Source organism: Spirosoma knui, assembly GCF_054780635.1.
In genome coordinates this window covers 383,654-396,655 of the sequence record NZ_BAAGVY010000001.1, presented here as the reverse complement: position 1 = coordinate 396,655, position 13,002 = coordinate 383,654, and the positions used below count along the sequence as shown (strand labels likewise).

The 13,002-nt window shown below is 51.0% G+C and carries 11 protein-coding genes; 6 read left to right on the top strand and 5 right to left on the bottom strand.

The genetic code is table 11. From position 1 onward, the window contains the following. Positions 1-266: 266 nt before the first annotated feature. The 3 genes from ACYVIY_RS01620 to ACYVIY_RS01610 all read right to left on the bottom strand — a co-directional run bounded on the left by ACYVIY_RS01620 (position 267) and on the right by ACYVIY_RS01610 (position 4,400). Positions 267-2,159 carry a CocE/NonD family hydrolase gene (locus tag ACYVIY_RS01620; RefSeq protein ID WP_460974499.1) on the bottom strand — a complete coding sequence of 631 codons (1,893 nt, stop codon included), beginning with the start codon at positions 2,157-2,159 and terminating at the stop codon, positions 267-269. 56 nt (positions 2,160-2,215) lie between these two features. Continuing rightward, positions 2,216-3,475, bottom strand: coding sequence for an AAA family ATPase (locus ACYVIY_RS01615; RefSeq protein ID WP_460974498.1), 1,260 nt, complete (start codon positions 3,473-3,475; stop codon positions 2,216-2,218). Between the two features lie 214 nt (positions 3,476-3,689). Beyond that, on the bottom strand, positions 3,690-4,400 hold the full coding sequence (locus ACYVIY_RS01610) for a GNAT family N-acetyltransferase (RefSeq protein WP_460974497.1): 711 nt from the start codon (positions 4,398-4,400) through the stop codon (positions 3,690-3,692). Positions 4,401-4,760: 360 nt separating this feature from the next. On the opposite strand from ACYVIY_RS01610, the gene ACYVIY_RS01605 reads away from it, so the two are divergent. Together ACYVIY_RS01605 and ACYVIY_RS01600 are read left to right on the top strand one after the other, a co-directional pair. Then, the gene (locus ACYVIY_RS01605; RefSeq protein ID WP_460974496.1) at positions 4,761-6,161 is read left to right on the top strand and encodes an MFS transporter; all 1,401 of its coding nucleotides are present in this window, start codon (positions 4,761-4,763) and stop codon (positions 6,159-6,161) included. A gap of 120 nt (positions 6,162-6,281) precedes the next feature. After that, complete coding sequence (locus tag ACYVIY_RS01600; protein ID WP_460974495.1) at positions 6,282-8,204, top strand: DNA polymerase III subunit gamma/tau; 1,923 nt, start codon at positions 6,282-6,284, stop codon at positions 8,202-8,204. Between the two features lie 29 nt (positions 8,205-8,233). On the opposite strand, the gene ACYVIY_RS01595 is transcribed toward ACYVIY_RS01600, so the two are convergent. Continuing rightward, a complete protein-coding gene (locus ACYVIY_RS01595; RefSeq protein WP_460974494.1) occupies positions 8,234-9,220 on the bottom strand; it encodes a phosphotriesterase family protein in 987 nt (328 codons plus the stop codon). 35 nt (positions 9,221-9,255) lie between these two features. Further along, complete coding sequence (locus tag ACYVIY_RS01590) at positions 9,256-10,305, bottom strand: hypothetical protein (RefSeq protein ID WP_460974493.1); 1,050 nt, start codon at positions 10,303-10,305, stop codon at positions 9,256-9,258. A gap of 171 nt (positions 10,306-10,476) precedes the next feature. Between ACYVIY_RS01590 and ACYVIY_RS01585 the strand changes: the two genes are divergently transcribed. The 4 genes from ACYVIY_RS01585 to ispF all read left to right on the top strand — a co-directional run bounded on the left by ACYVIY_RS01585 (position 10,477) and on the right by ispF (position 12,989). Next, the gene (locus tag ACYVIY_RS01585) at positions 10,477-11,727 is read left to right on the top strand and encodes a M16 family metallopeptidase (protein ID WP_460974492.1); all 1,251 of its coding nucleotides are present in this window, start codon (positions 10,477-10,479) and stop codon (positions 11,725-11,727) included. Between the two features lie 15 nt (positions 11,728-11,742). Next, positions 11,743-12,096 carry a nucleotidyltransferase domain-containing protein gene (locus ACYVIY_RS01580; protein ID WP_460974491.1) on the top strand — a complete coding sequence of 118 codons (354 nt, stop codon included), beginning with the start codon at positions 11,743-11,745 and terminating at the stop codon, positions 12,094-12,096. Then, positions 12,093-12,419: a HEPN domain-containing protein gene (locus ACYVIY_RS01575; protein WP_460974490.1), complete on the top strand. Its 327-nt coding sequence runs from the start codon at positions 12,093-12,095 to the stop codon at positions 12,417-12,419. The genes ACYVIY_RS01580 and ACYVIY_RS01575 overlap by 4 nt, the downstream gene beginning before the upstream one ends. An 84-nt stretch (positions 12,420-12,503) precedes the next feature. Beyond that, on the top strand, positions 12,504-12,989 hold the full coding sequence (gene ispF, locus ACYVIY_RS01570; protein WP_460974489.1) for a 2-C-methyl-D-erythritol 2,4-cyclodiphosphate synthase: 486 nt from the start codon (positions 12,504-12,506) through the stop codon (positions 12,987-12,989). Positions 12,990-13,002: the final 13 nt, after the last annotated feature.

Here is a 13,002-nt window from a genome sequence, read left to right as displayed (position 1 = left end):
CAATGCCCAGTTGTCTAGATAACCCGTTTGCGTTATAAGACTTAATGGTATTGTAATATTACGCTAATGTTAAGTAAATGTTAACAAAAGGGTATATTATATTTTTGAGCCATAATCGGACGCACCACGTTTATAATCAAACTCATCCATTTGTCTATATTTCAATCTGACAATCAGTTGGATATAATAAAAAAGCCGCCTTAGTGACAGGCGGCTTTTTTCAGATAAATCTGGTAGTAATGTTACGTTAATGTTAAGCGACTGCTTTAGTTCGTCAGTACTCGCAGCTCGATGCGGGAAGGATGTGCCTTGTCATGATACAGACGTATGGTTGCTTTCTGAAAATCGGCAGCCTCAGCTTTACCGATATTTATGAATTTTTGAGGGTTTCGGTCAACCAGCGGAAACCAGGAGCTTTGCACCTGTACCATCAGCCGATGGCCTTTCCGGAACGTATGCATCACATCAGGCAACTGGAAAGCAACCGGGGTTATTTCGTTAGGCTTAAACGGTTCAGGCTTAACAAACGAGTTGCGAAACTTACCCCGTAACACGTCGGCCCGCACCAGCCGTTGATAGCCCGTCGACTGATTTCCCTGGGCCGCGCTGTCCGGAAGTACATCAATCACTTTCACGATGAAATCGGCATCCGTTCCGGTCATTGACGCAAATAAGGTCGCGTTGATCGGGCCAGCTACCACCATATCCTCAGCCAACGGCTCAGTCTCGTACGTGACTACATCTGGACGCTTAGCCGCAAACCGCTGATCTTCGATCATATACTGATTATTTCGCCGGGCATGAACACCGTCGGTATACGGCACGGGGTTAGCCGGATCACTGACGTATTCATCGAACGAATCGGCGACCTGGGGAGGTGTCGATCCTAATTGGCGATTGGGTGCCATATAAACCATTCGGGATTGAGCGGCTTTGGGCGGCCAGGTATCAAACGATTTCCAGGCGTTGGTGCCCGTATCAAACACGGACGCTTCGGCCGGATTGAATTGGCCTTTGTCTTTCAGATGGAACGCGAAAAATGACGATTCAAACTGGTCACGATAATACTTGGCCGTGTTCTGTCCAAATGTAAGTGGCCCAAACTGACTCCAGTCCGGTCGCCCCCACGCTCCGTGCGTCCAAGGGCCCATAACCAGTTGATTCTGGTTACCCGTCGATTGCTTTTCAATCGACTCATACGTACGTAACGCCCCGAATAAATCTTCAGCATCGAACCAGCCCCCAACAACAAGCGTCGCCGGCTTTACATTTTTCAGGTGTGGACGGATGTTCCGGCTTTGCCAATACGTGTCATACGTATCGTGCTGTAAATATTCATTCCAAATTTTCGCCCTATTGTTGAAATACGTTGCCCCATTGGCGTTTTTGACGGGACCTAAGTCAAGAAAGAACTGGTATGCATCGGTTGGGCTCCAGCGAAAAAGCACATCATAATTTTCAACCGGCCCAGACCGGGGCGCGTCGAAGTAGTTCATGAACGAGAAGTTGTCCAGCAAAAAGAACGCGCCGTTGTGTCGGGCGTCATCGCCAATGAACTCGTCTGTCACCGGTGCCTGCGGTGATACCGCTTTTAGCGCTGGGTGGGCATTGGGCAAAGCCGCCGAGGCATAAAAACCAGGATAAGAAATTCCCATCAGGCCCACTCGGCCATTCGTAGCCGGAATATTTTTCAGCAGCCACTCAATGGTATCATACGTATCTGAACTTTCGTCGGTGGCTACAGCTCCCTTTTTCGGTGCCTTTTTGGCCGGAGCGGAATCAGGTACGTTCGGCGTCATTTCTTCAAAATTCCCTTCGCTCATGTACCGGCCACGCACATCCTGATACACGAAAATGTACTTCTCCTGCGACAGTTCCCGGCTCATGCCCGGTCCGGTTTTCGGATATTTGCCCTCACCGTAGGGTTCGGCTGAATACGGCGTTCGCTCCATCAGGATCGGGTACCGGTTCGTCGTACTGGCATCGGTCGGTACGTAGATAACGGTGTAGAGCTTTGTACCATCGCGCATCGGTATCCGGCGATCCATTTTTACGTAGTTCTGACGAACAAACAGCGAATCGGCACCGGGCTGTGCGTAACTGAACGAAGCCGCTGCCAACAGGATTACGGTTAGCAGCCGCTTTCTAATAGTCAACATGAAGAAGTGATTAAATAGCTGAGTGAATGTTAACGAAGTAAGTATACTCAATCTAGTCAAACGGGCAAAAATGGGCGCGACGGAATCGCGTACTGCTGCTTTGCCGAAACCGATATTAACTCACGTTCGGGGTAACGTAACGCGGTCAGTCTGCCGCCAAACGCACAGCCTGTATCAATGTCAATGGTGTTGTTCAGCCAGACCGGGTTGGCAATGGGTGTATGCCCATACACAATTACCGTTTTGCCTGTATACTCTGCGGCCCAGTTCAGGCGAACCGGCAAGCCAAACGCATCCGTTTGGCCGTTGGTTGCACCAAACAGACAAAATGCCCGTACCACTTCACCACTACGTCCGTGCAGGTCTTCCCGCAGGCCGGCATGGGCAACCAACAATCGCCCGCCGTCAAGCCGGACGTAATACGGCAGACTTTCCAGAAATGACCGAATCTGATCGCGTACAGCGCGGGGCTGTTCCTCAACCTGGGCTACGGTTTCGGCTAGTCCGTTCGTGAGCGACACCCGGTTTCCCCGCAAATACCGCCTGAGTTTATCGTCATGATTTCCCGACACACACAAGGCCTTTCCTTCTTTCACCAACCGCATCACCAGTGTCAACACGGCGACTGAGTTAGGGCCGCGGTCTACCAAATCACCCACAAATACTGGTTTTCGGCTGGCAGAATGCGTAAACTCAGTCGAGTCGTAGCCTAGTTTCAACAACAACTCGGTTAGTTCGTCATAGCAGCCGTGCACATCGCCGATAATGTCGAATGGGCCCGTTTCTTTCTGATGCGTATCGCTCTGCGTGATTCGTTTCATAACGACGCTATTAATGACCTCCGGTGAGTCTAACGTGTGCACGGCCAGAAATCCCTCATCCAGCAGATGTTCCTGTGTATGCTGAAGGTTCGTCAGTTGATGCAGAATGACCGATTCATCAAAATCCCGGTCGGCCCGCCAGCGGTGACGATCAACTAGCACCGATTCGGGCAGATCGAACACCAGCGCAACAGCGGGCAATCCGTAGCGCCTGGCCATGTTCAGGTAATCGCTGCGGTCAATCGCTTTCAGGTTTGTTGCGTCGACTACGGTAAGCAGCCCCCGTTTAAGTCTTTTTTCGACAATCAGATGAACTAGTTCAAACGCATCCCGAGTAGCTCGCTGGTCGTTCTCATCATCGGCGATAACCGCCCGGTAATGATCCGATGATACAATCTCCGTCGGCTTAAAATGCAACCCCGCAAACGTAGACTTGCCCGAACTGCTGACACCGATCAGCAGCACAAGCACACGTTCAGGTAGGTTAATAATCATAAAAGTTGGCCGTTCGGAAAAACGTGAATTCAACAACGTACTAGTACAACACCAAACCGGGGCAAGTTGCTTACGGCAAATCAAGATTACGGCTCCAACGCACGAGCACATACGTTGTAATTAGCTCATTCGTAGCTCACTTGATAGGATTTACAACACAAGAGCCTTCACCCATTTATTGGTGAAGGCTCTTGCTATAAAGTCTTTCTAATAGCTAAACCGTTTCCAGCTCCCGCTCCGATTTGCGCGAACGTGGTCGATCGTGAACGTGCAGCCGAAGCAGAATCCGTTCTTTAATACGCATCCAGCGTTCGTACAGCTTGGATTCCTTCAGGAAATTCCATTTATCCTCTTTCTGCTCTTTCTTGTGCTCTTCGGGATCGTACAACATCCCCGTGCACAGGCAGTGCTTGCGGTTCGTACGGGTCAGAATATCAAAATTGGCGCAAGTCTGGCAGCCTTTCCAGAACGCATCGTCCCCCGGCAGCTCATTCAACGTAACGGGCTGATACCCCAGGTCAGAGTTGATTTTCATCACCGCCAGGCTCGTGGTAATCCCGATGATTTTAGCATCCGGAAACCGTTTTCGCGACAATTCAAACGCCTTGGCTTTGATGCGCGTAGCGATGCCGCTTTTCCGGTGTTCAGGATGAACGATCAGGCCGGAATTGGCCACAAATTTACCGTGTTCCCACGTCTCGATGTAGCAAAAGCCGACCCAGTCACCCGACATGGTCGTGGCGACAATCGCTTTGCCTTCGAGCATTTTTTCCATCACATAAATGGGTGATCGCTTGGCAATGCCGGTTCCCCGAGCCTTGGCGCTTTCTTCCATTTCATGGCAGATGGTTTCGGCCAACCGTAAGTGGTTTTCACTGGCGACCTGCACTATATATTGATCGTTGACTACTTCGGGCGTTATCATCGTCGTTAATTGGCGGATTATTCCGCGTACGGAGACGTTGTGATCCGTTCAGATTGTTAAAGTGAATTGAATAAGAAAACGAGTCGGAAAAAGTTTACCGCATAGGCAAACAAATAGATATAGTCCTTTCGGACCTAGACCGAAATGGCGTAGTATGGAAGAAGGTCGGTATGTAAACGAGCTTTGCCATCGGTGTTGCGTGAAAAACGCGGACAATGTTCGATAAATTATCCGGGTCTTGCAATAGAATAACGGATTTTTTGTGGGATAGTTCGGGAGCGGTAAAACATATTAATTGATCAACTTGTCTTACTGGCCTGGCCACGGATCCAAATTATCGGACGAGGGGCTGCCGAACCCATGTTAACCGCCCTCCCTTCGCCATCTTACCCGCTGACACTCAGCGAAAGTCGCCCGTTACGGTATGGTGTCTTTCTGTATCTCTACATCATGCAGGGGGTTCCGGCCGGATTCTATACCACCGCGTTGACAAATTATTTTACGGCTGAAGGTGTCAGACCCGACGTAGTAGGATCGTTTATCGCCATCATTGGCATACCCTGGGCGTTTCAGTTTGTCTGGGGACCCATTATCGATCGGTTTCAAAACTCAACGATGGGTCGCCGGAAACCGTGGGTGGTTGGGTCTCAATTCATGACTGTCCTGGCCTCGCTGGCTATTTTATTTGTGGACGACCCGATCCGGCAAATTTCGTTGCTGGGCTGGCTGTTCCTGATTCGCAGCCTGTTTGCCGCTATTCAGGATGCCAGCGTTGACGCCATGGCTATTACCGTTATTCCCGAAACAGAACGGGGTCGGGTTAATGCCTTTATGCGGTGCGGCTTCCTGATCGGTTACGGCGGTGGAGCCGCCATTTTTGCTCAGATTCTGCGGCAATATGATTTTCAGACGGCCGCCTTAACGCAGGTACTTTGTTTGTTAACAGGGGCGATTTTGATGGTTTTCATCCGGGAGAGACCCCAAGATCGGCTGCTGCCTACGTTTCAGTCGTCACATTCACGCGATACTTCACCCGACCGTTTACGACCTAATCCATACAAAACTACAATCACCAGCGCAGCTGGAATTGACTATTCACCCGCCGGGCTAACAAACCAGCCGCCCGACCACAACTTCCGCTGGCTGTTTACAGAGCTTTTCCGGGGACTGTTTGCCCGACGCAGCCTGCTGCTGTTTGGCTCGATCATCTTGGCTTATACAAGCGTCTCTTTATTCGTACGGGCTTACAATTTTCATCTCATTCGCAAGCTTGGCTGGCATGATACGGACTTGTCTGTGTTGACAGGTACGTATGGTATGCTGCTGGCGGCCGGCGTTTCCTTATTGGGTGGGTACATCGCAGATCGAATTGGCCCGCGTCGGCTGCTGGTGGTTATGCTGGTACTCGTTGCGAGCTACCTGATTGGGTTCAACCTGATCGCTAATTTGTGGGCACGGCGCGACGTAGCGCAAACAGGTCTGGTCGCGCTGTATTTTATGGACCCCAGTATCAGTGTAGCGGCTATGCCGGTGCTAATGGCCATCTGCCGGAAAGGGGTTGAAGGGTCGCAGTTTACTACGTATATGGCCTTCGTCAACCTGTGCGACATCGCCGGTACGTACCTTTCCGGCGAAGCGCTGACCCTATTTTCTGCGCCAACGATTGGCTTGTTTTCAGGCGTCATGGCGGGATGCGCCGTACTCGTTATCTTTCTGGCATTACGTCACTACCGGCAGATTGGCGAACGATTTGAATCGTAACAAAGCCCCTGCTCGCACCTTGCTGACATTCAGCTATTTATCAAAATCACTTCACATACTCTACTTTTTCTACTCACCAGTCTCGTTTGATTTCCTCCCCCCTGCATGCTAACTTGCAGTATGGAAAATTTCGTGGTCTCGGCCCGCAAGTACCGTCCGGCAACCTTTGATACGGTCGTTGGACAGGAGCATATTACAACTACGCTTAAGAACGCGATCAAGACCAATCACTTAGCGTCGGCGTTTCTTTTCTGCGGACCGCGCGGGGTTGGCAAAACCACCTGCGCCCGGATTTTAGCCAAGACCATCAATTGCCAAAACCTAACTCCCGAGGGCGAAGCCTGCGACCACTGCGAGTCGTGCGTGAGTTTTAATCAGAACGCGTCTTTTAACATCCACGAACTCGATGCGGCCTCGAATAACTCGGTCGAAGACATTCGTAATCTCATCGACCAGGTACGGTATCCGCCCCAGTCGGGTAAGTACAAGATCTATATTATTGACGAGGTGCACATGCTCTCGTCGGCGGCTTTCAACGCGTTCCTGAAAACGCTGGAAGAGCCTCCCTCCTACGCTATTTTTATTCTGGCGACAACGGAGAAGCACAAAATCCTGCCGACGATTCTGTCGCGCTGTCAGATCTTCGATTTTAACCGGATTCAGCCGCAACATATCGCCGATCACCTGGCGAAAATAGCCGGAAAAGAAGGCATCGAAGCCGAAGCCGAAGCGCTTGACCTGATTGCCCAGAAAGCGGATGGCGGCCTGCGTGACGCGCTGTCGATGTTCGATTTGAACGTAACGTTCTCGGCCGATCGGGTGATTCGCTACAAGGAGGTGCTGGATAACCTGCACATCCTTGATTACGATTATTACTTTAAGCTGACCGATCAGGCCTTGGCGGGGAGCCTTCCTCAGAGTCTGTTGACGGTTGATGAGATATTACGTAAAGGTTTTGACGGGCATCAGTTTGTGGTTGGCCTATGTCGCCACTTCCGCGATTTGCTAGTGTGTAAGGATGCCGCGACGGTTCAGTTGTTACAGGTAACTGAAAACGTTCGTCGGCAATACCTCGATCAGGCGGCACGCGCGCCCATGTCGTTTCTGCTGTCGGCGTTAAGCCTTGGTGGTCAGTGCGACATGAATTACAAGCAGGCCAAAGATCAGCGGCTGCACATCGAACTGTGGCTCATGAAGCTGGCCAATCTGCGCAACGTACTGGATTGGACTACGTATCCCGATCGTGCCGACGCGCCAGTTGCGGGTACACTGAATGGCTCACGAAACGGTGAATCAATTACTTTGGATCAGTCGGTAGACGAAAAAAAAAACGGCCGACCGACACACGACGAGCCGAAAACCAACGGATCAGCGTTTAACGGATCGTCAGGCAGCAATAGCCACTCCGTAGTTGAGCAGCACCCTATTACCAGTGAGCCGACGAACGGGTATCAGGCAGTGCCCCCCGTCAACGGATCTTCCACGAATGGCGTTGGGTATGCGACTCAGGCTGCTCCTTCCGTAGCGCAGGCAAGCGTAGCCACGGCAAAACCGCTAACGGCACCACCGGCTCGGCCGGCCACCAGTCGGCTCCGGCCTACCGTATCGCTGACCGCTACGCCCGTTCAGGCGACAGCCGCCGAAGAGGTTGTGGCAACCGCTCCGACACGCCCTGACAAACCGTTCATTTTCGAACAGTTACAGGCTGCCTGGTCAGCGTTTGCCAGGATTCGGCAGCAGCAGAATGATTCGGCTAGTGAGCAGCTGATTCTGAACCGCGACATTGTGCTCGACGGCACCACCATTCGCATTACCCTCGACAACACGCTCCAGGTTGGGTACTTAACCGAAGTAAAACCTGAACTACTCGGCTACCTGCGGTCGCAATTGCAAAACAGCCAGATACAGATTGAACACGAGGTTCGGTTACAGGAAGTAAAAAAAATGATTTACAGTCCGCAGGACAAGTACAACTACCTTGCTGAAAAGAACCCGGCGCTGCATGAGCTACGAAAAGCGCTGAACCTGGAAGTCGACTACTAAGCCGGGCTGTATTTAGATCTGGATACGTGTTACAGGGCAAAAGCCGCAACAGGATTTTCGACCAGAAGCTGTTTCCAGTCTTTCTTCGTGAAGCCTCGCTTGTTCAGTTCGGGCATTAGCTGCTTGAAGAGCACAGTATAGTCGCGACCGATTGGTCCGCCGTTGGGCTTAGCGGGATCAAACCAGCCTGCATCATGGGAGAGTAACGTTCGATGCAGAAACCGGTTCTCTTTCATCAGCAGCAAGGTTTCGACGTACTGCTTGACATTGCTGTTGTCCAATCCATCCAGACTTACCCAGGCCCCTTCGCGGACGGCCCGGGCGTAGTGCACCATGTTGTTACCCTGCGCGTGTACCCACACAAACGCATCAGGACGAATCCCTTCCTGCTTCACTACGTCGATCTGTTCAAACGCGGGTACGTACGGTCCGGTATGTGAGCAGATCGTCAGGCCTGTCCGTTTGTGGGTCCGGGCTGCGGCCGTGATGAGCTTTCGATGCAAGTCAGACAACGGCCCCGGATTAACGCTGATCTTGATAAATCCAGGCTTAATTCCGGTTCCGTCAATGCCTTTTTCATAATCAGCAACCCAGCGATCGGCCAGTTGGTCGGCCGTTTCGATTAACGCGTGCGCCGGTAGATACTTATTATCCACCGCCCCGTAGTACCCGGTGTTGGTCAGTATGGTAACGCCCGATCGCTCAGACAGTTCTTTAAGCAGCAGTGGGTCTTTACCTAAATAAGACGGGGTACAATCGAGCAGCGTCCGGCAGCCCAGCCGCTTTAACTCCTGCAGGTAAGGCAACATTTTAGCCACAACCTCGGCTCGGTTCCACCGGTCGGGATGTATCGCATCGGCGCCAATGAAGTCGACAAGAATATGCTCGTGAATAAGTGTCAGACCCATATTCTCCGCCGGTATTAGACCCGTAACGGTTTGAACATGGAGTTTGTCGGCAGAAAGCATCCAGAGCCCGGCCAGCGAGCTACGAAAAAACGAACGTCGGGAAAGCATACGCGTTAGAGTCGAAGAACAAAAGAAGTGAAATCTTATGACTTCGTATAGGCTTTTGCCTCCCGAATCAAGGCTTTATGCTCGCCAATAGCCAGCGCTTTTTTGTAGTACATTTTGGCTAGGTTCCGGTCATTGGTGCGGGCGGCAATACGGGCTAATCCGGCATACGCAAAGGCATGGTACTCTTTCGTATATGGATCGTTAAACTTCTGTTTCAGCGCTAGTTGATACAAGTTCGACGCTTCTTTATCGTCTTTATCGGCATACTCCGCCAGCATTCCGTCGAACGTATTAACCGCAAGCGGCACTAATCTATCCGGCATCTGTTTGAGTCGTTGTACGTAGGGTCGGGCTTCGGTGTATCGCCCCGCTAAGAGCAGCGCTTCGGCGTTCACCATACCGAAAAGGGGATTATTCGGATATTTATCGGCCAAGTACTTTGTATACATGGCCGCCCGGCCCGGCTGAATCTCATGCTTGATCAGAATGTGCGCTAGATAGTAGTTCGCTACAGCCCGCATGAACAGACTTTTTTTGGCCGCCATATCCATTTGTTTCAAGCCCAGCGCCATATCTCCATCATCGAAGAAGATCATGAACGGGCGCACGATCGGATGATCCATCGGATAACGCTCCACGTAATAGTTATACAGACCCGTCGTAAAGAAGAAGTCCGGGCTTTTGTCCATCAGCTTGAAGCCGTCCTTTAAGTAGCTATACGACTTTTTCGACTCGCTAACGGCTTTCAGCGATTCGCCCTGGTTGTTGTAAAGCGAGGCCAGATAACTGTGCGCAGTTAACGCGAAGAATACGCCTTCGGGATCTTCCTTGTTCTTATCAAGTAGTTTCTTAGCCAGATCGAGGCCCTGGTTAGCCGCCTGTATGAATTGAGCGGTTGCCGCTTTGTTTTCGTGCAGGGGCAGATATTGCAGTTCAAGCTGCGTAGCGCGCAGAATGGGTCCGACCGGATGCTGGGGAAATCGCGCCCGAAGCTGACGGGTCAGGTTGTCGGCCTCGCTGAACTCCAGGTTATAAATGTGATCCAGGGTTTTAAGCACCGTTTGCTGTACCTGTGAATCGGTCATGATCTGAGCTTGATTCAGCAGCGGCAAACAGACGAAGCTAAGCAAGAAAATTCTTCTTATAGAGATGGATATACGTAGTGCCAATGGACGTCGTTTGATTCTGTACGGTCGGAACCGTACTTTTGTTAAGTGCGTATTATCTAACGAGGGCTATACGCAAAAGTTTAATTCATGATTCATTACGAGCAGTTTGTTCTGGATAATGGCCTTCGGGTATTCGTCCACGAAGACGAGTCCACCCCAATAGCGGCCGTTAATATTTTATATAATGTCGGATCGCGCGACGAAGACCCGAACCGCACGGGATTCGCCCACTTGTTTGAGCACCTGATGTTTGGCGGCTCTCGGCATATTCCAAGCTATGACGAACCCTTGCAGAAGGTCGGTGGCGAAAACAATGCCTTTACCAGTCCCGACATCACCAACTATTACATTACGCTGCCAGCAGCTAATCTGGAAACGGCCTTCTGGCTCGAATCGGACCGGATGCTGAGTCTGTCGTTCGACCCGCAGGTACTTGATGTGCAGCAGAAAGTGGTCATTGAGGAATTCAAGCAGCGTTACCTGAACCAGCCCTACGGCGACGTCTGGCTGAAGCTTCGTCCGCTGGCGTATCAACAGCACCCGTACCGCTGGGCAACCATTGGCAAAGACATCAGCCATATCGAAAACGCTACGTTAGACGACGTAAAAGCGTTCTTTTTCAAGTACTACCTGCCCAACAACGCCATCTTGGTGGTGGCAGGTAACGTAACGGTTGAGCAGGTGAAGCAGTTGTGCGCAAAGTGGTTTGCCCCGATTCCGGCGGGCGATGCTTATTTTCGCCAATTGCCCCAGGAGCCGGTTCAGCAGGAAGCCCGCAAGCTGGAAACAAGTGCGAAAGTTCCGCTGAATGCGCTGTACAAAGCCTATCACATGCCCGGTCGTTTCGACGAGGGTTTCCAGACGGTCGATTTGTTGAGTGATATGCTTGGCCGGAGTAAATCGTCGCGGCTGTATCAGCGCCTGCTGCGCGACAATCCTTTGTTTAGTAACGTGGGCGCTTACATTACGTCCTCGGTTGATCCGGGCCTGTTAGTCGTTCAGGGAACGCTAAATGAAGGGGTAACTTTAGAAGAAGCTGACGCAGCCGTTGAAGCGGTCGTACAGGAGTTTATTGATCAGCCCGTACCGGAAGAGGAATTGGCCAAAGTTAAAAATCAGGCAGAGGCAACGCTGGCCTTTTCGGAAGTCGAGTTACTGAACCGGGCTATGAATCTGGCCTATGCCGCCAACGCGGGCGACCCAGAACTGGTCAATCAGGAAGCCGCCAAATTACAGGCAGTGACACCCGACGATATACAAGCCGCAGCTCGAAAGGTATTACGCAAAGAAAACTGCTCGACCCTGTATTACCGACGGGCCGAACCGGTTGATGCCTAACTTTATTCGAAAACCATGGAAGCAACCTACGAGTCTAAACCGCTCACTGCCGATGAGTTAAAAGCGTTGTCACATGAGGTGAAACAAGCCTTGATGGAGCTATACGGTGATCGGTTAGCGCAAGTAATTCTGTACGGTTCCTATGCCCGTGGTGATTTCCATGCCGAATCGGATGTTGACTACCTGGTGGTGCTGAACGATGATAAAATGGAGGCTGGTCGGGAAATCCGTAAAATGGCATCACGTATTGGGGCTTTGGCCTTAAAATACGGCGTTGAACTATCTATCTTCCCAACAACAGCGACCAAGTACGAACAAGGATACACGCTATTTTACCAGGCTGTGGAACAGGAAGGCACACGTTTATGAGTGATTTAAATCGATCTCTGGCTTACTTGCAAAAAGCCGAAGATGACTTACAACAAGCTCATATCTTATTCGACGCAGCATACGCTGATGGAACCATCAATCGCGCTTACTACGCTTTATTTGATGGTATATTGGCCTTGCTTAACACCACAGATGGACCAATTCCTAAAACCCATACAGGAGCACATACGGAATTTCGCAAGCAGTTTATCCGAACAGGTCTTATCGGTGAAGAGTATAGCACCACCATCACCGAGTTGTTTAATCTTCGGCAAGGTGGTGATTACGATTTAGACTTTGCTATTTCTTTGGAAGATGCTTAATCTGCTATTGATCAGGTTAGTCAGTTTTTACAGGAAGTACGTAATTACCTCCACCGACTTGGCCTTATTTAATTTATTGGTTTCATGAAAATTAGGGTAGGACAAGGGTATGATGTACATCGCCTGGAAGAAGGACGACCCTTCTGGCTCGGTGGCATTCAGATTCCCAGTTCATTTGGGCCAGTAGGCCACTCCGACGCCGATGTTGTGTGTCATGTGCTCTGCGACGCCCTGTTGGGTGCCGCCAACATGCGAAATATCGGCTATCATTTCTCGGATAAAGATCCGCGCTGGAAAGGGGTCGATAGTAAGTTGCTGCTGGCCGAAGTGCTACGTATGGTGCGCGGGGCAGGCTACGAGGTTTCGAACGTCGACGTAACAGTCGTGTTGCAGGAGCCAAAACTGAATCCGCACATCCCGGCCATGAAAACCTGTCTGGCTGACGTAATGGCCATTCCGGAAGACGATATTTCGATTAAAGCCACTACGTCCGAACACATTGGATTCGTTGGTCGTGGCGAAGGTATTGCTGCTCATTGTGTTGCCCTTATCTTTAGAGAAGATTCATAAACCCCCGTTCTAA

What these genes read in the sequence shown, in the direction of transcription:
- ACYVIY_RS01590 (WP_460974493.1), bottom strand. Translation starts at nt 10,305, where the DNA reads ATGACCGATTCACAGGTACAGCAAACGGTGCTTAAAACCCTGGATCAC.
- ACYVIY_RS01615 (WP_460974498.1), bottom strand. Translation starts at nt 3,475, where the DNA reads ATGATTATTAACCTACCTGAACGTGTGCTTGTGCTGCTGATCGGTGTC.
- ACYVIY_RS01575 (WP_460974490.1), top strand. Translation starts at nt 12,093, where the DNA reads ATGAGTGATTTAAATCGATCTCTGGCTTACTTGCAAAAAGCCGAAGAT.
- ACYVIY_RS01600 (WP_460974495.1), top strand. Translation starts at nt 6,282, where the DNA reads ATGGAAAATTTCGTGGTCTCGGCCCGCAAGTACCGTCCGGCAACCTTT.
- ACYVIY_RS01620 (WP_460974499.1), bottom strand. Translation starts at nt 2,159, where the DNA reads ATGTTGACTATTAGAAAGCGGCTGCTAACCGTAATCCTGTTGGCAGCG.
- ACYVIY_RS01605 (WP_460974496.1), top strand. Translation starts at nt 4,761, where the DNA reads ATGTTAACCGCCCTCCCTTCGCCATCTTACCCGCTGACACTCAGCGAA.
- ACYVIY_RS01580 (WP_460974491.1), top strand. Translation starts at nt 11,743, where the DNA reads ATGGAAGCAACCTACGAGTCTAAACCGCTCACTGCCGATGAGTTAAAA.
- ispF (WP_460974489.1), top strand. Translation starts at nt 12,504, where the DNA reads ATGAAAATTAGGGTAGGACAAGGGTATGATGTACATCGCCTGGAAGAA.
- ACYVIY_RS01595 (WP_460974494.1), bottom strand. Translation starts at nt 9,220, where the DNA reads ATGCTTTCCCGACGTTCGTTTTTTCGTAGCTCGCTGGCCGGGCTCTGG.
- ACYVIY_RS01585 (WP_460974492.1), top strand. Translation starts at nt 10,477, where the DNA reads ATGATTCATTACGAGCAGTTTGTTCTGGATAATGGCCTTCGGGTATTC.
- ACYVIY_RS01610 (WP_460974497.1), bottom strand. Translation starts at nt 4,400, where the DNA reads ATGATAACGCCCGAAGTAGTCAACGATCAATATATAGTGCAGGTCGCC.